General features: G+C 58.7%; 17 protein-coding genes and 5 pseudogenes. 9 read left to right on the top strand and 13 right to left on the bottom strand.

Annotated features, from left to right (window positions below):
- Window positions 1-6: 6 nt before the first annotated feature.
- From BVER_RS35200 to BVER_RS11800, 3 genes and pseudogenes are all read left to right on the top strand, one after another.
- Window positions 7-708 (top strand): annotated as a pseudogene (locus BVER_RS35200) (citrate synthase); the annotation flags it as partial.
- Between the two features lie 65 nt (window positions 709-773).
- A complete protein-coding gene (locus BVER_RS35195; RefSeq protein ID WP_269750756.1) occupies window positions 774-1,229 on the top strand; it encodes a citrate/2-methylcitrate synthase in 456 nt (151 codons plus the stop codon).
- Window positions 1,230-1,353: 124 nt separating this feature from the next.
- Entirely contained in the window at window positions 1,354-1,602 is a 249-nt protein-coding gene (locus tag BVER_RS11800; protein ID WP_050453461.1) for a hypothetical protein, read from the top strand.
- Window positions 1,603-1,695: 93 nt separating this feature from the next.
- On the opposite strand, the pseudogene BVER_RS11795 reads toward BVER_RS11800, so the two are convergent.
- Window positions 1,696-2,165: pseudogene (locus tag BVER_RS11795) on the bottom strand (TadE/TadG family type IV pilus assembly protein).
- Between the two features lie 95 nt (window positions 2,166-2,260).
- On the opposite strand from BVER_RS11795, the gene BVER_RS31445 reads away from it, so the two are divergent.
- Window positions 2,261-2,422 (top strand): hypothetical protein, encoded by a 162-nt coding sequence (locus tag BVER_RS31445; RefSeq protein ID WP_157056021.1) that lies wholly within the window; start codon window positions 2,261-2,263, stop codon window positions 2,420-2,422.
- 41 nt (window positions 2,423-2,463) lie between these two features.
- On the opposite strand, the gene BVER_RS11790 is transcribed toward BVER_RS31445, so the two are convergent.
- Window positions 2,464-2,640: a Flp family type IVb pilin gene (locus BVER_RS11790; protein ID WP_050453460.1), complete on the bottom strand. Its 177-nt coding sequence runs from the start codon at window positions 2,638-2,640 to the stop codon at window positions 2,464-2,466.
- 575 nt (window positions 2,641-3,215) lie between these two features.
- Here BVER_RS11790 and BVER_RS36240 point away from each other — a divergent pair.
- Window positions 3,216-5,984, top strand: a pseudogene (locus BVER_RS36240) (collagen-like triple helix repeat-containing protein).
- Between the two features lie 7 nt (window positions 5,985-5,991).
- Here the strand turns inward: BVER_RS36240 and BVER_RS11780 are convergent.
- From BVER_RS11780 to BVER_RS11745, 7 genes and pseudogenes are all read right to left on the bottom strand, one after another.
- A complete protein-coding gene (locus tag BVER_RS11780; RefSeq protein ID WP_050453468.1) occupies window positions 5,992-6,282 on the bottom strand; it encodes a DUF4148 domain-containing protein in 291 nt (96 codons plus the stop codon).
- Between the two features lie 58 nt (window positions 6,283-6,340).
- Window positions 6,341-6,784 carry a MarR family winged helix-turn-helix transcriptional regulator gene (locus BVER_RS11775; protein WP_050453459.1) on the bottom strand — a complete coding sequence of 148 codons (444 nt, stop codon included), beginning with the start codon at window positions 6,782-6,784 and terminating at the stop codon, window positions 6,341-6,343.
- A 213-nt stretch (window positions 6,785-6,997) separates the two neighbouring features.
- The gene (locus tag BVER_RS33690; RefSeq protein WP_050453458.1) at window positions 6,998-7,180 is read right to left on the bottom strand and encodes a hypothetical protein; all 183 of its coding nucleotides are present in this window, start codon (window positions 7,178-7,180) and stop codon (window positions 6,998-7,000) included.
- A gap of 150 nt (window positions 7,181-7,330) precedes the next feature.
- Entirely contained in the window at window positions 7,331-7,762 is a 432-nt protein-coding gene (locus BVER_RS33685; protein WP_232316500.1) for a hypothetical protein, read from the bottom strand.
- A 40-nt stretch (window positions 7,763-7,802) separates the two neighbouring features.
- A complete protein-coding gene (locus BVER_RS33680; RefSeq protein ID WP_050453456.1) occupies window positions 7,803-8,204 on the bottom strand; it encodes a hypothetical protein in 402 nt (133 codons plus the stop codon).
- Between the two features lie 345 nt (window positions 8,205-8,549).
- Window positions 8,550-9,227, bottom strand: coding sequence for a DUF6602 domain-containing protein (locus tag BVER_RS30070; RefSeq protein ID WP_440588093.1), 678 nt, complete (start codon window positions 9,225-9,227; stop codon window positions 8,550-8,552).
- 865 nt (window positions 9,228-10,092) lie between these two features.
- A pseudogene (locus BVER_RS11745) lies at window positions 10,093-11,285 on the bottom strand (IS3 family transposase).
- A 150-nt stretch (window positions 11,286-11,435) separates the two neighbouring features.
- On the opposite strand from BVER_RS11745, the pseudogene BVER_RS11735 reads away from it, so the two are divergent.
- Window positions 11,436-11,708 (top strand): annotated as a pseudogene (locus tag BVER_RS11735) (IS3 family transposase); the annotation flags it as partial.
- 76 nt (window positions 11,709-11,784) lie between these two features.
- Here BVER_RS11735 and BVER_RS35530 read toward each other — a convergent pair.
- The 3 genes from BVER_RS35530 to BVER_RS31425 all read right to left on the bottom strand — a co-directional run bounded on the left by BVER_RS35530 (window position 11,785) and on the right by BVER_RS31425 (window position 14,103).
- Complete coding sequence (locus tag BVER_RS35530) at window positions 11,785-12,687, bottom strand: recombinase family protein (protein WP_332309088.1); 903 nt, start codon at window positions 12,685-12,687, stop codon at window positions 11,785-11,787.
- A 23-nt stretch (window positions 12,688-12,710) separates the two neighbouring features.
- Window positions 12,711-13,235: an MFS transporter gene (locus tag BVER_RS11730; RefSeq protein WP_050453452.1), complete on the bottom strand. Its 525-nt coding sequence runs from the start codon at window positions 13,233-13,235 to the stop codon at window positions 12,711-12,713.
- A 682-nt stretch (window positions 13,236-13,917) separates the two neighbouring features.
- Entirely contained in the window at window positions 13,918-14,103 is a 186-nt protein-coding gene (locus BVER_RS31425; RefSeq protein ID WP_157056019.1) for a hypothetical protein, read from the bottom strand.
- 32 nt (window positions 14,104-14,135) lie between these two features.
- On the opposite strand from BVER_RS31425, the gene BVER_RS11725 reads away from it, so the two are divergent.
- Window positions 14,136-14,429, top strand: coding sequence for a hypothetical protein (locus BVER_RS11725; RefSeq protein ID WP_050453451.1), 294 nt, complete (start codon window positions 14,136-14,138; stop codon window positions 14,427-14,429).
- A gap of 937 nt (window positions 14,430-15,366) precedes the next feature.
- Here the strand turns inward: BVER_RS11725 and BVER_RS11710 are convergent.
- Window positions 15,367-15,762, bottom strand: coding sequence for a hypothetical protein (locus BVER_RS11710; RefSeq protein WP_050453448.1), 396 nt, complete (start codon window positions 15,760-15,762; stop codon window positions 15,367-15,369).
- Between the two features lie 723 nt (window positions 15,763-16,485).
- Between BVER_RS11710 and BVER_RS11705 the strand changes: the two genes are divergently transcribed.
- Together BVER_RS11705 and BVER_RS31420 are read left to right on the top strand one after the other, a co-directional pair.
- Window positions 16,486-16,782: a DUF6388 family protein gene (locus BVER_RS11705; RefSeq protein WP_050453447.1), complete on the top strand. Its 297-nt coding sequence runs from the start codon at window positions 16,486-16,488 to the stop codon at window positions 16,780-16,782.
- A 111-nt stretch (window positions 16,783-16,893) separates the two neighbouring features.
- Window positions 16,894-17,421, top strand: a complete 528-nt coding sequence (locus BVER_RS31420) for a hypothetical protein (protein WP_157056018.1) — start codon at window positions 16,894-16,896, stop codon at window positions 17,419-17,421.
- The last annotated feature ends 85 nt before the right edge of the window (window positions 17,422-17,506 follow it).

Below are 17,506 nucleotides of genomic sequence, written 5' to 3'. Positions count from 1 at the left end.
CATCGGATGGGTGCCTTTTGTGATGCATTAAACCGATGCCGTCCGCGAGCGTCAATCTTGATTGATTCAATCAACGTGAAGAACTGGATGACGCAGGAGGAAGCCTGCGAGGCGCTCGGCGTGCGCAAGCAGACGCTGTATGCGTATGTGAGCCGGGGGCGTATCGAGGTGACGCGCGATCCGGAGCACGCGCAGCGCAGCCTGTATCGCGGCTCGGATATCGCCACGCTGCTCAAGCAGCGCAACACCGGGCGCGCGCGCAAGAATATCGCCGCGAGCACGATGGCCTGGGGCGAGCCGATCATCAACACGCGCATCTCGACGATCGTGCGCGGACGCCTGTTCTATCGCGGCCGCGATGCCGTGCGGCTCGCCGCCACCGCGACGTTCGAAGACACCGCTCATCTGCTGTGGGACGCGCCGCGCGTGCCGCATTTTCCGGGCGTCGCGCCCGTTTCCGTCGATGGACCGAAAGTCTTCGCGGCGCTCGCCATTGCCGCCGCCGATCACGCCGACGCCGACGCCGACGCCGATACCGACACGCTGTACGCACAAGGCGCGCGTCTGCTCGGCCTGTTCGCGAGCAATTCGGTGCCCACGCTCGGAACGGACGATGCGCCGCTGCATCGGCGGATCGCGCGCGCGTGGCACGCCGAGCCGCATGCGGAACTGCTGCGCCGCGTCCTCGTGATGCTCGCTGATCAGGAACTGAGCAGTTCGGCGTTCGCCGCGCGCGTGACGGCATCGACCGGGGCGACGCTGGCGGCGCGAGCATGCTGGCGGGGCTGGCGGCGTTTTCCGGGCCGATTCACGGCAATGCGATCGTGCGCGTGCGGGCCTTGCTCGACGATGCGCGCGCGGCGGGCACCGACGCCGCCGTGCGCCGCTGGCTGGCGATGTCGCCGGAGGCGCGTCTGCCGGGGTTCGGGCACGAGCTGTATCCGCAGGGCGATCCACGCGCCGCCGATCTGCTGGCCGCGTTCGAGGCGCCCGACAGCGCGCGCGAGCTGATCGCGCACGTCGAGCGGCTGACCGGCGCGAAGCCGACCATCGACGTGGCGCTGGCGGCGCTGGTCGAGCGTTGCGCGCTGCCCGAGGGCGCGGCGTTCGCGCTGTTCTCGATGGCCCGCAGCGTCGGCTGGATCGCCCATGCCATCGAGCAGATGACGAGCGGCAGCCTGTTGCGGCCGCGCGCGCACTATATCGGGCCGCCGGTCGAGGACGATTAGCGGCGGTGGTCATCGCGGGAAAAACGGGGGAGATTGCGCCTTGTTCGCGGCTTCGGTTGACAGGAAGCCTCGCTAGACTTCAATCAAGCGAAAAAAGCGTTCCTGTTCTCATTCCCGATCTCCCATGAAGCCTGTTCGAATCGTATGCGGTACCCGTGCCACGCAGCAGGACTTTCTCTCGCGCTCGGCGCTTGGCCGGTCGCTGGTGATCCATCGCGAGACGAATCCCGTCGATGTGCTGCTGTTCACGGAGAATCGCGCCGGCCTCACGTTGATTCGCGGCGAGCGGCTGCGCGGGCGTGTTCGCGGCGTTCGTCGCGCGTTCCGGCGTGCGCGCGAGCATCAGGGCGAACACGCCGAGCGCGACCGCTAGCGTCAGAAACAGGATGGCGAGTGTGCGAGTGAGATTGGCCATGTCGACAAAGGCGTCAGTGACTGCGGAAAGACCGCGTGCGCGAGCGGGCGCTCATAGCACGTTGTCCGGATTGAGCTGGACCATCGCGCGCGCTTCGAGCGCATCGGGCAGCGCGAGGTCGAGCAGCGGCAGCGTGGGCCGCAGCGGGTTTTTCGCGTAGGCGTAGTCGAGCGTCACCTGGATGCAGCGCATCGTCGCGTCGTAGGTGCACGGCGCGGGCACGGCCCTGCATTGCGCGAGTCCGGCGAGCCAGTTCGACAACGCCTGCGCCGTGCTGCAGGCCGCCGTGCCGCGCGCGCGAGCGAATCGGCGACGCTGGTCGCATTCGCCTGATAGCGCAGCGCGGCGCGCGCGCCTTCTTCGGCCGCCAGCGTCAGCGATTGCTGGGCGACGAAAATCAGGCTGTAGGTGACGATCGCGTAGAAGATGACGAAAAACAGCGGAAACACGATGGCGAATTCGATCGCCGTATTGCCGCGTTGCTTCGCGAGGCCTGCGCGCCGGTTGATCGGGCGAGTCATGGGCGAACCTCCGGCGCACGCGGATACGGCGCGAGATGGCCGGACGCGTCCGGTTTAAAGCTGCGCCGGCAGCCGTTTGAAACGACCGCGACCGCATGGGCGATAAAAATCGCGAATTCGAGAGAAAACATAACGGCTTAATTCGAAAGGCAATGCGCAAACCGCCCTCCGGTATAAACCGGATAATCGATTTAAAAGCGCATGGCGATACAATCCCCGCGCGCCGGATTGCTCCGGCGCGTTTTCAGGCTATTTGAATTAAACGAGTTAATGCGGACAGAATCCGCATTAACCCTGATCAGGAGCCTTTAGTGGCGAGTTCGGTCTTGATTGCCTCGAAGGCGTTCGACAATTGGGTGGCGACGTCTCCGACCGCCGCCATGATTCCCAATGCCAATACGCCGGCGATCAGCCCGTATTCAATTGCCGTAATGCCCCGGTTATCTCTCAGGTACTGCAGAAAGACCGTTTTCATTTGTGATGCCCTCGGAATGGTCCTGTATTTTGGCCAATGCGTGTCCGCCCGCAGCCTTCTTGGAAGCCGCGTGGTCAGCCCGCTAATCTCTCAGTTTTTTGGTGTGATCTGGCGTCTTTTTTAGTCTCGATAGCTCCCCCGGCAACGTTTGCTAAAAGAAGAAACCGCTTTTCCGAATTTATAACTCAAGCGTATCTCAAAATCAATTATCGTCTGACAGTAATCGTGTCTTTTTTTGAAGTGATCGGTCGCAAGTACGCAGACTGCTTAATAGCAGGGACTAAACACCGTTAATCGTTATTCCCGGCGTTTCCTGATAGTCGTCATTAAAAAACGATGTAACGCCGCGTCGCGTTACGCGCGCGCCGTTTCGTAACGTTACGCGCCGGCTTCGACTCGACATCGGCGCGATTGAAACGATTGCGCGCGCATCGTTCGATGCGTGCTTCAAAGCCCGATCGCCAAAAGCGTTTCACGTTCACGCGCGATCTTCAGGCATCCCAACTTCATGTCGATGGCATGGCTTCTGCACTAAACGGCCCGCGGTTCTTTCATAACGACACTCCGAGGGCGACATGAATACGAGCAACATCGGCTGCGACTTTCTTCGCACCACCATCATCGTGGCGGCGGCCGCCAGTGTCTTGTCCCTGGCAGCATGCGGCGGCTCCGGATCGCTTAGCAAAGGCCCGGCCGGCGCCGGCGGCAATGCGGACACCATCACCACTGGCGACGGTTCGGGATCGAACGGCTCAAGCTCCGGATCGGGAAGCGGCACGGGTTCGGGTTCCGGCTCGGGCGGCGGCACGACGACCGGCAGTAACGGTGGCGGCACGGGAAGCGGCGGCGGTTCCGGCGGAGGCTCAGGCAGCGGTGGCGGCACGGTGTCGGGCACCGGCTCGACGGTCGCCACGGTGACGACGCCCGTTGTCGGCGCAGACACCGCGAACGCGGCGGGCAGCGTCGTCTCGAATCTCGGCGCGGCTGTGTCCACGCTCGGCGACGGCGTATCGGCGGGACTCGGCACGATCGGCACGTCGACGGATCCGGTCGGCACGACGCTGGCGAGCGCGGGCGGCGTCGTCCAGAAAACCAGCGATGCCGTCTCGAGCGCGGGCACGCTGGTGTCGAGTCTCGGCACGGGCGTACTGTCGCCGCTCGCGCCGGTGACGACGCCGGTCGGCAGCATCGTCGGAATCGTCGGCAATGCGGTGACGCAGACGGGCGGTGTGCTCGATCAGACGCTGACCAGCGCGCCGGTCACGCAACTCACGCAGACCGTCAGTCAGGCGATCACGCCGATCACCGCGATGGTCGGCACCACGACGCAAACCGTCGGCGCGGCGACCGGACTCGGGCAGCCGGTCAACAACCTGCTGACCGCGCTCGGCGGCGGATTGGCGCAGGCGGGGCAGAACATCGCGGGGTCCGGCGGAGACCTGTTGGTATCGGGCGTCGGCAATCTCGTGTCGGCGACCGGGCAAACGGTTGCGTCCGCGGGCGGGCTCGTCAACGGCACGCCGGGCAGCAATCCGCTCGCGCCGATCACCGGTCTTTTGAGCGGCGTCGCGGGCAGCGGCACGGGAACGGGAACAGGCGCGGGCGGCGTACTTGCGCCGGTCGCGGGTTTGCTCGGCAGCGCGGGCGGTGGCACTGGTGCGGGCGGCGTGCTCGCGCCGGTCGCAGGTTTGCTCGGCGGCGCAGGCGGCGGCACGGGCGCTGGCAACGTGCTTGCGCCGGTGACGAGCCTCGTCGGCGGTGTCGGCGGCGCGTTGAGCGGCGCGACGGGCAGCGGCGGCGGCACGGGCACGGGTACAGGCGGCGTACTGGCCCCGGTGACGAGCCTGGTCGGCGCGTTGACGGGCGTGACGACCACGCCGGGTTCGGGCGGCACGGGTGGCTCGGTATCCGAACTATTTACACAACTAATCGGACAGGACATCACGATCGGCAAGCTGATCGAAGTCGCCGATTCGATCACCGCGATGTACAAGGCCCGTGGCTACGCGTTGTCGTTCGCGTTCATCCCCGCACAGACATTCGCCGATGGCGTGGTGCGCGTGACGATCGTCGAAGGCTATGTCGCCGATGTCGTCATCAAGGGCAATCCGGGCGCGGCGGAGAAACGCATCCGCGCGGTCGTGCAGCGCATGCGCGCAGACCGGCCGCTTCGGCAGGCGACGTTCGAACGCGTCATCAACGTGCTCGGCATGATTCCCGGCGTGGAAACGCAGGCCACCGTCGCGCCGCCGCACAACACCGATGGCGCGGCGACGCTGACGCTCGACGTGGAGCGCAAGCCGGTGAACGTGAGTACGGGCATCGACTTCAATCATCCGGGCGTGCAGGGTCTCGTCAGCGCGACGGAGAACGGCATGCTCGGCCTGGGCGAAGCGCTGACCGCATCCGCGCTGCTGTCGAAGGGCCGAAATGATCAGACTTACTATGCACTCGGCGGCACGCTTCCGATCGGCACGGACGGCTTCATCGCGAAAGTCGATGCATCGCATTATCACGGCCATCCGGTCGATAATCCCGGCTTGCCGTCGAGTATCGAACGCACCGTGGTGAACGAGAAGCTCGCGTTATCGGCGGTGTATCCGTTCATCTTGTCCAATACGCGCAGTCTCGTCGGCACGGCGACCGTGTACGCATCGCACGATGAAGACCGGCTCAAAAACACTGTCGTCGCGGGCAATCCGCAACTCGCGCAGCGCTCGCAGATTCGCGTCGCGCAGTTGCAGCTCGACTGGACCGGCATCGGCGTGGGCGTCACGCGGCGCGCCAGCTTCAATGTGGCGAAGGCGTTCGACGTGCTCGGCGCATCGAAAAGCGCGGAGACGAATCGCGCGGGCTATGCGCCGGTTAATCCGGTGTCGCTGACCTTCGTGCGCACCGGCGCGACTTACACGCAGAGCAACGACTGGCCGCTCAAGATCGGCACCGTGCTATCCGCGACCGGACAATATTCGTCCGATACGCTGCCGACTTCCGAGCAGATTTCCTTCGGCGCGCAGCGCTTCGCGCAGGGTTATCAGCTGGGCGAGGCATCGGGCGATTCGGGCTGGGGCGCGTCGTTCGAAGTGAACCGGCCGGTGGACATCGGCATGACGTATCTGAAGACCGTCACGCCCTACGTCGCCATCGATGCGGCGCGCGTCTATCTGCACGGCGGCACGGCGAATCCGCGACGGCTGTCGTCGGTGGGCATCGGCTTCAGGGTGTCGGATGCGAAGCACTAGAGCCTCGATCTGTCGATCGCGAAGGCGACCGGCGACGCGCCCGTGGAGAGCGCATCGCGGAGTCCGCGTTTGAACGCGGCGTTTTCGTATCAGCTGGAGTGAACGACGCTCACGGCGCGGAAGCCGGCGCGGGCTTGCCGGCCTTCTGCGCGTCGATCTTGCGCTGCGCGTTCTGCAGATTCTGCGGATAGTTGTTCTGCTCGCCGTTCGGGTTGTAGCCGTTCTTTTCGAGCTGGCTCAACTCGGCGTTCTTCTTCTCGCGCGCGGCCTTGCGCTGCGCCTTTTTCACTTCCTTGGGCGTCGATGCGGCGGCATCCTGCGCGAAGGCGGACGCGACGGGCAACGCGGTCAGCGCGGCGGCCGACAACACGAGTACGGCGAGCGATGGCTTGCGAAACATGGCAATCTCCATTGGTGAATAGTCGATGCTCGCGGAAGCAACAAACGCTCCCGGCGCGTCACCGGTCGACGATCTTGCTCAGATTGCCGCGCACCCGCTGCAACAGGCCGATCAACTGCTCGCTCTCCTGTTTGCTGAAGCCCGCGAGCGCCTCGGCGGCGATCTCGTCGCCCACGCGCCGCGCGCGATCCAGCGCCTGCTCCGCCTTCGCGGTGATGCTGACCTGCCGCTCGCGCCGGTCGTCGGGATTCAGACGACGTTCGATCCAGCCGCCCTCTTCCATGCGATCCAGCAAGCGCCCGGCGGAAATCGGCGCGACGCCGAGCAAGTCCGCCAGCCGCGCCTTATTCACCTCGCCGTAATGCGACAGATACGCGAGCACGCGGCATTGCGCGCGCGTCAGATTGAGCGACGACCGCGCCAGTTCGTCGAAACGGGTGCCGCACAGGCGGTCCACGTCCGCCACCAGAAAGCCGAAGCGTTTGTCGAGTTGGGTTTCCATCGCGCGATTATAGGTAAAGAGCCACGAAGCTTGATTTATCGACGGCTTCCGGCCTTATAATAAGCCTACTTATCCAAACAGACGGGTGAATGTATTATCAGGCCCTGATTTCGGCCGATTCAATCTCAGCTTTGGTTACGTACTGCTGGCTCGCCGAACCTCTCACAGCGACAGATTTTGGCCACCAACGCTGACAGAGGCATCTTCAGTCCATCAGGCGTCGCCAGCCAGCCGCTCCAGGTCGTCGAAGAATATTTTAGGAGTCCAGCCCTTGGTGAGTCCGTCGAGCACAAACGTGTCCAGCAAATCCAAACTAACGTCGGCTAACGGGTCCAGCACTTTGCTGAGTGCCAGACTTCCAGCAATCACGGCACCTTCGAGCTGTGAATCCAGCAATGCGCCGACCGCAGCTCCGATAGCGGTGGTCGCGATGGCCTTCGTAATTTTTCCGGTGTTGCTCTGGAAGAATCCCCTTCCCTTCGCGATTGCCTCTGTGTACTCCCGCGTGATACTCCTACCCGACTCATTCTCCGTCGCGTTAGCAAGTCATTCCCGAAATTTGATGGAACTGCGCTTCCCGCGGATAGCGGGAACCCGCCTCAGAGGTGATTCAATTTTTTCGTAAAGCATTTTCAGGTCTGGAATGTCCTGAGTCCTTGCGATTTGGTCAAAGCCGCCGGTCGTCTTCGAAATATCTGCAATCTTTCTGGCAGACTCGTTGAACAAATGAAAATACTCAAACTTCGAGAATGACGTCATCTGCCCCTCGCACAAGAACGTATAGGACATCACTTCGTCCGCACATTTGTTGAAGAGCATTCGCTTTTCCTTCGGAAAGGCCGTCAGCTCTATTACGTTAGGGTCGAAGCCGAGACCCTTGAGCTTTCCCGACAAGAACGCTGATTCGACAGCCTTTACTGACATCTCCGCAAGCCCGTCTCGAGTCACGGTATACGTTGGAAGAATCTTCGCTACCAACGAACTTGTCTCCCGTCGTCCGAGATTTGGGTTGACCCATTTAAAGCCCTGTCTCTATAGACTTCTCTGGGTCGAGGTAATGCCCTTCATTAAACGTTCCCCAACCTAAGGGATTGACGCCGTTCACCTCATCCGCGAAGTGCAAAATGTTTTGGGTGCGTAGAACGAACCCGACCGCCCGTTGCTCGAGCAACGCCTCAAATCCTTTACGTCCAAAACAATTGATTAGGAAAGCGAGAGGAATGTTTTCACCGTGTACGCCAAACGATACCTGGTCGAACAGTAAGAATTGTTCAAAGATTGACTTCTGGATGTCGGTCAATCGTTGCGGGAACAGATTCCGGTCCATCGCACTGACAGCCCTGGACGAATCAAGGTACTTCCGGCAAAAATCATTCAGTTGCGGATAGAAGATGGTCTGGTTACTTTTTTGTTTTTTCATGCGTGGTTCCCTTCGCTGAGGGGCTGACGAACTTCTTCCTGAATCAGATAAGAGCAATGCGTCGGGGCGCAAGGCTTTTGCCGCCCCGGCTAGAATTCTGTCGCTGCGAACTCCACGGAACATCTTGAAGTAGCGATGTGGTCACACGTTTGCGTTCGCCGGGCAGAGCAACGGATGGCGGCGCCGTTAGTGCGGAGCATGAATACACTGCTTAACTTCAAAAGACCAAGAGGCCGCCGGCGCTTGCATCTGTTGTACCGGCCGGTAAGCGACAGGTTACCAAGCCCGGCAGGCATACAAATTAAGCCTACTTGGTGAGCCAACTGCCGTAGGCCTCAATGTCAATCATCGGCACCGTTCCGCTGAACTGGAGCATGGCAAGAGAAAGGCGGTGGCTGGTTTATTCTCGTTTACGAACGAATAGCTTCCTGAAGTCTTGTCCAAGAAAAAATGCCCGTGAGCTGCTACACACCCGACATCAAAGCGCCCTGCGCCGGTATCCGCCAACAGCGCTTTTTCGAACGAATCTCCAAGCGCGGGAGTCCAGCCGCTCTCAAGGGTTAATAGACCGCCAAGAATTGGCATGAGCGCCTTCGCTGGGTACACACCGCCTGCATGAGGAATCGGAAGAGAGGTTCGGTGCAGAGCCCTGACGCTGGCGACCTTCTCTTGTGCGTATTTGACCATGGCCGCGTCAGCCGACTGCTTGGCCTCGAAGACGGCATATACGCTCTCCGCAGGGACGATAACCTCATCATTAAAGCGGAAGATGAACGGGGAGTATTGACGGTCGAATACGACAACGTCCATTTGATGGCTGAAGTTGCCATTGCTGTCAACGACATGCGCCTTGGTCGCTTGGTAGCGTTCGGGCAAATGGTTCTGCAGCAGTTCGAGCCAGACCCCTTCGGTAGCATCCCCTTTAGTTCCTGGATGCGCAAATGAGGCTCTAGCGATTGCGAGGCGACCCTGGATTTCCGAATGCAAGCTGCCAAGCAGCTGAGACAATGACCACTCTGCCATGACGACACCTCTATATATTGCAATATCGACAAGGAACTTACGATATCGGGAACATTGGCCCAAAAAGACTGCGCCACGCCCGCAAGGCATCCCTTTGAACCTGTCCGCCTAACCATCATGGCGACGTCAAGGCTGGCGGTGAAGTCTTCGGTAACGTGGACAAGCGTTTTTGTAGAGTCAACCACCGATCCTGCTTCAGATGGTAGGCGAGAACCGTTAGCTCTTGTGAGGCGAATATCTGGTCGTCGTATTTGGCTCGTCGATTGATGTAACTCCGGAACTGCAATGGCGTCCGCAGCATCTCAGTCATAGTGTCGAGAGTGAACACGTCCAAGAGCAGGGGTTGCCGCATTTGTTCATCATGTTGCGTCTTTAGAAACTGTCTCGCTTGAAAACTAAGGGCGGGGTAGTGATCACTGACGACGCACAGTATGTATATTTCGCTGAATGCCTCGGGAAGCTTGACGTCCCGCCCGTCCGCCGTAACGAGTCGGTGACGTTTGTCTTGGAGGCAGCGAGCACATGTGATAACTTGATCGTACGCGACTTGGACGGCGTTTTTGAAGTCTTCTTGAATGGCTTGGTCGTTCCCTTTTCGAGCTTCCAACGTAAGCCGTTTAGATTTCGCTTGAACGATAAGCGCACGGTTTCCGCAAACAACCAGTACATCGATGTCGGAGACTCTTGAACCGCACCGAGAATCGTGGAGGCTGGTTGGTTTAAGTTAATGCCGGCGCGTCAGTGATATTTCTGAGCTGCCTGTAGTAGTTTGCCTCAGCCTCGGCGGGTGAGATATAGCCAAGCGGTTTCATCAGCCGATGATGGTTGTGTAGTTGCCCCTGCAACTCAGGACACGCGGACACCATTAGGTTGATGATGCTGCAGCCCGTCTAAACTCGCGAGGCGAGCGGTATTTCAGGGCTCGGTGCGGGTGGCGCTCGTTATACTGCTCGAAGGCAGCGGCCAGATGCGTGAGCGCCGTGGGCACATCGGGCTTGTTCATGAAGGCGACGTAATCGTGCTTCATCGTTTTCACGAACCGCTCGGCCATGCCATTACTCTCTGCGGCGAACGAACCGGGGTCGTCAATGGCTTTAGACCCAACTCGCGAGCGAAGCTACGCGTGCGATGGTCGATATAGGCAGAGCCGTTGTCCGACAGCCATTCAATGGTTGAACCTGGCTGCGCCGTGCCGAAGCGTTCTCGACCGCTGCGAGCATCACATCACGCACGACGTCGCCGCTATGGCCACCAGTCGTCGCTGCCCAACTGATGGCCTCTCGGTCATGGCAGTCCAGTGCAAATGTCACGCGCAACGGCGAGCCATCGCCACAACGGAACTCAAAGCCGTCTGAACACCAGCGGACATCGCTTTGGTCAACCGAAATTCGTCCATCATGGCGGCGGGTGTCACGTCGTTGACCGGGACGTCGCAGCAGCAACTGGTGGTCGCGCATGACACGATAGACCCGCTTGACGTTCACGCACGGCGCGCCAGCCATTTCCTGGCTACGTCGCAGTAGCGCCCAGACTCTGCGGTACCCATGTGTCGGCAAGACGGCCACATGCTCGTGGATTGCAGCAACCAAGTCCGCGTCGTCGATAACCGAGCGCGACGGCCATCCTGCCAGTCCGAGGAGCGGGCTTTCCTAACTGCCAAAGCAGAGCGCGCCACGCCGAGAACATCGCAGACCGTTTTCATTGGTCGTCCCCGGGCAGTAAGGGCGAGCGCGCAATCCAGTTTTTTGAGCGGCCATATTCGACTGCTTCCTTCAGTATCTCTGCCTCTTGCGTCTTCTTGCCAAGCAGACGCTGCAGTTCTCTGATTTCCTTCATTGCTGCGGACAACTGCGAAGCCGGTACCACGGCTTCCCAAGCTTTCACCGCTGCCAGGCTGCCGTCCTGATATTGCTTGCGCCACGCAAATACCTGATTTGGGTTCACCCCGTGTTGCCGGGCAACCGCTGAGACCGTTGCGCCCGGTTCCATGGTCTCTTGGACGATGGAGACCTTTTCCTGGACCGAGCACCGACGGCGACGCTCTGGTTCACTCAAAATTCGATGCTTTCCACTATTTGCTTAGGCTTAAGACCAGTCACAAGACTCCCTCTTATTTTAAGAGGTGCCGCGTGTCCTGAGAATCAAGGGGCTACTCCAGGTTGTACCATGCCACCCATTCCAGCGTTGCAAGCTCGACGGATTCCCTTGTATGCAAGCCGGGCATACCGGAAGCTGGCTGCCGGATTCAAGGCAGCGATCTCCATGAGCCGTCGTGCCAATGCGCGGGACAACGCCCCTATGGAGAGCTTCTTCAAGACCCTGAAAGTCGAGAGAATCTATCAGGTCCGCTACGAAACGCGAGCGCAGGCTCGTCTGGATCTCGTCGACTGGATTGAGGGCTATTACAATCGACAACGCCTGTACACCTCGATTGGCTTTCTTACCTCTATCGACTACGGGGCCGCGTTGATCGCTGTATGATCTGCTGTACGTGGAAACCAGGCAGGGTCACCTCATAACTGGCAGCCTCTCACGGCTGTCGTGTAGCCGTCGCCCGTCAAGACGGGTTCGCTGGCCGCTTACCTTTAAGGCAAGCTACACGCCGACGGAGTGTTCGCGGGTGCACGCCATAATGAGCGGCGACTTCCCGTGTACTCCATTGATTCTTCTCACGTAACAGCAGGGCCTCAAAGCATTGCTCTGGGGTCAAAGAAGGCTGGCGGCCGAGGCTCTTTCCCTGAAGACGAGCTGCCGCCATCCCCGCGCGGGTTCTCTCACTAATAAGTGCACGTTCAAACTCAGCCAAAGCGGCCATCATGTGAAAAATTAGGCGGCCACCTGACGAGGTAGTGTCGATGCTCTCGGTCAACGACTGAAAGCGAATATGCCGCCGACCCAAATGATCTAAAACTTTTACGAGATGGGTTAGGGACCGACCAAGTCGGTCTAGACGCCATACAACGAGTTTGCCGCCGGGCTTTAGGCGGCGAAGGGCTCGCTCGAGTCCAGGCCGAGTTACCTTCGCGCCTGACACGCCATGGTCTGTAAAGATCCTGACACAACCTGCAGCCTCCAAAGCAAGCGTTTGTAGCGCCAGGTTTTGCTCCTCGGTCGATACTCGTGCATATCCAATAATCAAAATATTACTCCCGAAAGCCTTTTGGCCCTTATAGATAATCACTTCAAATGTCATTGCATCGCTGCACTCATACGGTGCGAGGCGAACCTTTTTCAATAAAACGTTTTCCATATGAAACAATCTGTCACACCCATTTATTATGTCGCGGTGCTCCTTGGCGTCTTCGTTGTTACTGTGTCCAAATATAAACGGCGCCAAGCGTTTCACCGAGCCTGTGGAAGCCAAACTGAGGTCCGCGATCGAAAGAATTCGGCTTTCAGTCCAACCCGCTGGCCCGCTCGATGATTGCCAAGAATCTGTCAGGGATTTGCCGATGATCAACACCCACTTGAAATCTGACGGGCTTACTTCGCGCTGGCGGCATCGACGGCTTTGATTTCGTCACCTTCATCGGCGAGTTCGTCCTCGTGCAGGCCCCCGTCCGGCTGGCGAATCATCCAAACCACGCGATCAGCCATACGACGCCGACTATCCATCACGAAGGTGAACGCCAGCCAAAGCCCACCGCGAGCGCCCAGATGATTGCCGGTCAGAGCACCGCGCCAATGTTGGCGAGGCTGGCCGTGAGAGCAGTGTTTACTGCGCTGCAACCACTTCGTCGTGGTTTCGGTCGCAGCAGGACAGTTTCCTCCTTCGCCGATGCCTAACAGCGAGCGCACTATCGCGAAGCCCATCACCGAACTGCCTGCCGCGTGCAGCGTCGCGGCGATGCTCAAGACGACAATCGTGAGTCCATACGACGCTCGCGAGAGCCACTCCACGATGCGCCCGAGGCTCACCAGACCGATTGCATAGAAAGCAGAGACCGCAATCATGAAGCGGCCGCACTGTACTTGCGTCCATTCGATCTCGTGCTGAAGGATGCGCACGAGTTGCGCGATTGTCGCCAGCCCTCATTGATGACGACGGTCACGAATAAGCGTAGCGCGTACACGATTTCGCGATAACTGATGGCAATACGCGCTGTACTGAACAGTATCATGGGTATGATATTCTCCCCGCTCCTTACAATATGCGTAAGAACCGTCTTTTAATAATGGACTGTCTAAACATGAAAGTTGGAAAACGATTACCTAGACTAATCATGTTCGAGATTGCTTGCCAACTCTTTTTTCATGGTGTTTTACCTTATGTACATTTTCGCGAAAACGTGGTTATTATGAAACGCTCTGAAGTACGCAGATCTCAAAATTCACGCGTCACGCTGCCTATGACAGAACGAGCGCGTTGGCTGATTCTGTCGCAATAAGATGGTCTGGCACTCTGTGGTCCCCCGAGCGAACGATCCGATCGATGAATCAAATGATTCGTGCGCGGTAGCGAAATATTGATGACGGGCGCGCGAAGGGAGGCCGTAGGGCGAACGCAGACGTGCCCGTCATCGAAGCGGGCACGCCGCATGTTAGTAAGGCGTTTGCCGAAGCAGAACAATAGGCGCAGCGCCGACCTCAACCGCCAAGTCGGATATAAATGTTCGCTTACGTCCTGAAAACGCGGGCCATCTCGCTTTATCTCAAACGTGCACCCTTGAAAGCGCGACCCGATAAATGCTCAGTCAGCGGACTTCGTCACAATCCCGATTGGTGCATTGGTCAGCGCCACTGGTCCGTTCCGGGTCACGAGAAAGCTATCCCCGAACAGCATGCCGACCTTCTGATCGAAATCTTGCATCGATGAATGAATGTAAAAAACCATCGTATTGTCCGAGCGCAAAGCGATCGTACGGCTGTGGTCCATCTTCGTCGCACCAGCAGTGCACAAAGCACCGCTTGTCGCGCGTCGACGAGCTCGACACGGTCTTGAACAGGATCGTCGATCCGCGCCTGCGAGGCATTCGAATCGACCGAACGCACTTCATCGTCCAACAAGGCACCGCATTCTTCGAGTATCCCATCGACTTCAATGCTAGCGATCTTCCGGCTCGCCCCACAAAGGACAAGCCGTGGGAAGCGCCGGCAGTGAGCGTTTGTTCGCACGATATCGTTGTGGGGTCGGTCACCCTCTTCATCGATATTGACGGTGCCGTCGCCGCCGAGCCATGGATTGTCGAGCTGCTTCAGTAATTGAGCATCATCCGCTCGATACCGATCTCTTGTGCTTAGAATGCGCGTCGGACGGTGTCTACCTGTGAGATAGGATCTTCATAAAGGGCATCAACTGCCCTTTGGTATAAGCATGAGCGTCATCATGATTGTTTTCTCCTTGTTGCTTCAAGTGGCGCTGGTCTGCTCCACCGCGTATGTTTGCCTTGAATCTTGACATACTCATCTGCTTTCCATTCTATTCAGACAGATCGACAAAACGCTCCGGCCACTTAAGCACCAGCACATAGCACACTATGAAGCAGATCCCGACTGCGGATGCAGCCAAGCCGAACCCTGCGGCCGCACGCTCCTGAAAAACTATCGCCACGGACTCGAGTCCAGCTGGAGAAGCGTCGTCCGGCAATAGTGCCACCGCGAATCCGCAGAACACAGCGCTTGATAGCAGTGATACGAACATCCCGAGGGCGGCCCGCTTATGTGCAGCGTGAGCTGGATCGGCCGAGCGCACGGCGCTCGCCACGATGCAGGAGAGGATCAGACCCGCGCGCCAGTCACCTAGTTTTCGCATCACGTTTCCTACGCGGCTTGGGTCTTGCGGAACACCAAAACGTTCGTTCCCGCTGTCACGTTGTCGAGTCTTGCTGCATCGGCGCCATAAATCCTACTGAGCGCATCGCGGAACGCTTACTCCGACGCATCGTGCCGCTCGCTCGCCAGATGAGGACGGCGATCGACTACGCGCGCTGCACAAAATTCGTTGACTTCAACAATGTCCCGGGCCGCGCTCCAACGAAGGCGAGCGTCTTTACGGTGGCATCGCTGAAAGCCGATCTGCCCATCCGTATCATCGGCTCTGCTACGCCATGGCCCAGCTTGAATACGCCGCTCGGTTCTGATCCGCCGGTAAGCCGCTTCGCCCACGCTAATAGCGAACTCAGGTTCATTTTTAGTTTTCCTATTCGACGCGTTCGACTGTTTGACCGGCCCCCAGGTCCACGCGTTGACCCACTGCCAGGCGTTCCACGCGCTGAACTTGCTTGCTTTCTCCCGCATGCCCTGTAAGCGCGAGCGCGGCGATGACAGCGACGACAATGTACTTCATGCCTCTTTCCTTCTTGGGGTTATTCGACTGTAGATGCTTCTGACCGATCCGCGACTCGCAAAATCCGAGCGTGCTGACTTCTGCCACTCCATCACAGAACATGCGACCGTCGTACTCAACATCGTCGTAGCCGCGTTCCACTCCACACATCAAGTACAGGTCGTCGTCGGAATAGAAGTTGTTCGGATTCCAGAGGTATTCGCGAACCCGCTTTGGCTTCAGTTTCGGGGCTTTCGTCTGCGCGGTCATGTTGTCCCGTTTTCCGAGTCAGTTATCGAGCATCGAGCGCGTCATTCCATAGCTTCATCGTGCGCGCAGCATCGCCGTGTGACTCGGGACTGTCCGGCCCCATTAGCATTACGGTGATGCCGCTTCCGTCTTCAGCCTCCAGCATCACTCAAGGTTTCGTTGGGCCTGCCACGGAAAACTTCGGTAGTCGTGTCGTAATCGTGACTCATTTTCGAGTGAACTTAGCCTCGTCAATCTGCATGCGTTTTCTGATTCGATCAGTGAATGATGAGTTGAGCTATAGCAACGAGCACCACGCGACCATTGGGCTAACAACGGCGGTCGCCGCCAGTTCCAATGTATGCCGTTGGTCAATTGCCTTTTTGATTGCTTCCTGGTTCACGCAGTGCGGTGCTACCACATAAGCGACGCCGCCCCCGTCTGTTTTGGCAACACGCACTGTCCCATCGCGAAGCGCCGTCGCCAGTACGACTGGCATCGGCAAAAAGCGATCAATCAGGCGGTCCCGCATCTTCAACACCTTCCCTATGCTCTCCGATTAGATTGCGCTGCCGTCGCCGCAAGCGGCTTTTCACTTTCGCGCGGCGGTCCATTTCTTCCGATCACGTCTCGTGACAGGCCTCCGAATATTGCGGTTATAGCGCGGTAATTTTTTCGAATCATCTGCCATTCGGGCATCAGATGAGGCAAGGTGATGCTTGGCGGTAAAACGGAATCAAAAACATGAGCAAACCACACCTTCTGTCTCGCGAGCAAGTTGATACTGGCTACGAGCGCTTCGTCGAAGCGCACCCTGAGGTCCGCGAGCGGATCCTCGCAATTACGTTGGAGCTTGCCGACGATCTCGACTTTGATATTGGCGAACTACGTCGTGTCGAAGTTGCACATGCCGTGAACGAGCTGGCTATGCGCCGGGGCATCGACGAATTTGCCTTATTCTTGCAGTACGCGGTCGATTCAACCGAAGAGCGCGTGCAGATTTTGCGCTCTTGGTGCGATTTGGCCCCAAGCGACTCTTGATTACGGGGCGACGGCGGTTTAGATCCGTGACGTTGCAGGACCCATAAGTCTCCTGAACCCTAAGCCCAACCGCATCAATGTTGTGATCGCAGACTCCACAAAGTTCGACACATGACTACTACCGCCTATCGAATCATTGATTGTCTTGGCGATCTACACGCGATGGATCACCTGAGCCTGACATCACCAAAGACGGCTGCTATCGATCTGGTTTCTGGTGCGATTTACGAAGCCCATCCCGATTGGCCAGAAGGCGAGCGATTAAGCGTGGAATTATCATCTGGAAAAAGCTCACCGTCGCAACGCACAAAGCTGTCCAGCACTTCCTTGTACGTCATGCTGAAGCCTTGGCAGTTGTTGAAAATACAACTGTGCGTGTGCAATACGATCATATTGCCGATCACTTCGGCTTCAAGACCGGGTTCGGTGATTAGAGCCGCGCGATCAGCTTTCGTCGAATCAAGGGTGACGGCACCCGGAAAGTCTGCATGGTATCGACGAGCGCTTCAAGCGATCACCGCCAACGAGTTCAATAATGAGCCACCGACAATGCCACGTGATGATCAGATCGCCCGATTCGCGTCACCCTCTCGAAACGATTCGGCGAGAAACGCCCCCAACGGGGAGCGCCCCCGCTAGGGTATAAAAATGCCTTTCGGCGATATCAGTCGTTTTCGCTTACCAAACTCACCTCGGCCTCGTCGACAATCATCTCATCGAGAAA

It is taken from the genome of Candidatus Burkholderia verschuerenii, from assembly GCF_001189365.1.
Lineage (GTDB): Bacteria > Pseudomonadota > Gammaproteobacteria > Burkholderiales > Burkholderiaceae > Caballeronia > Caballeronia verschuerenii.
This window is presented reverse-complemented; position numbering and strand designations above follow the sequence as displayed.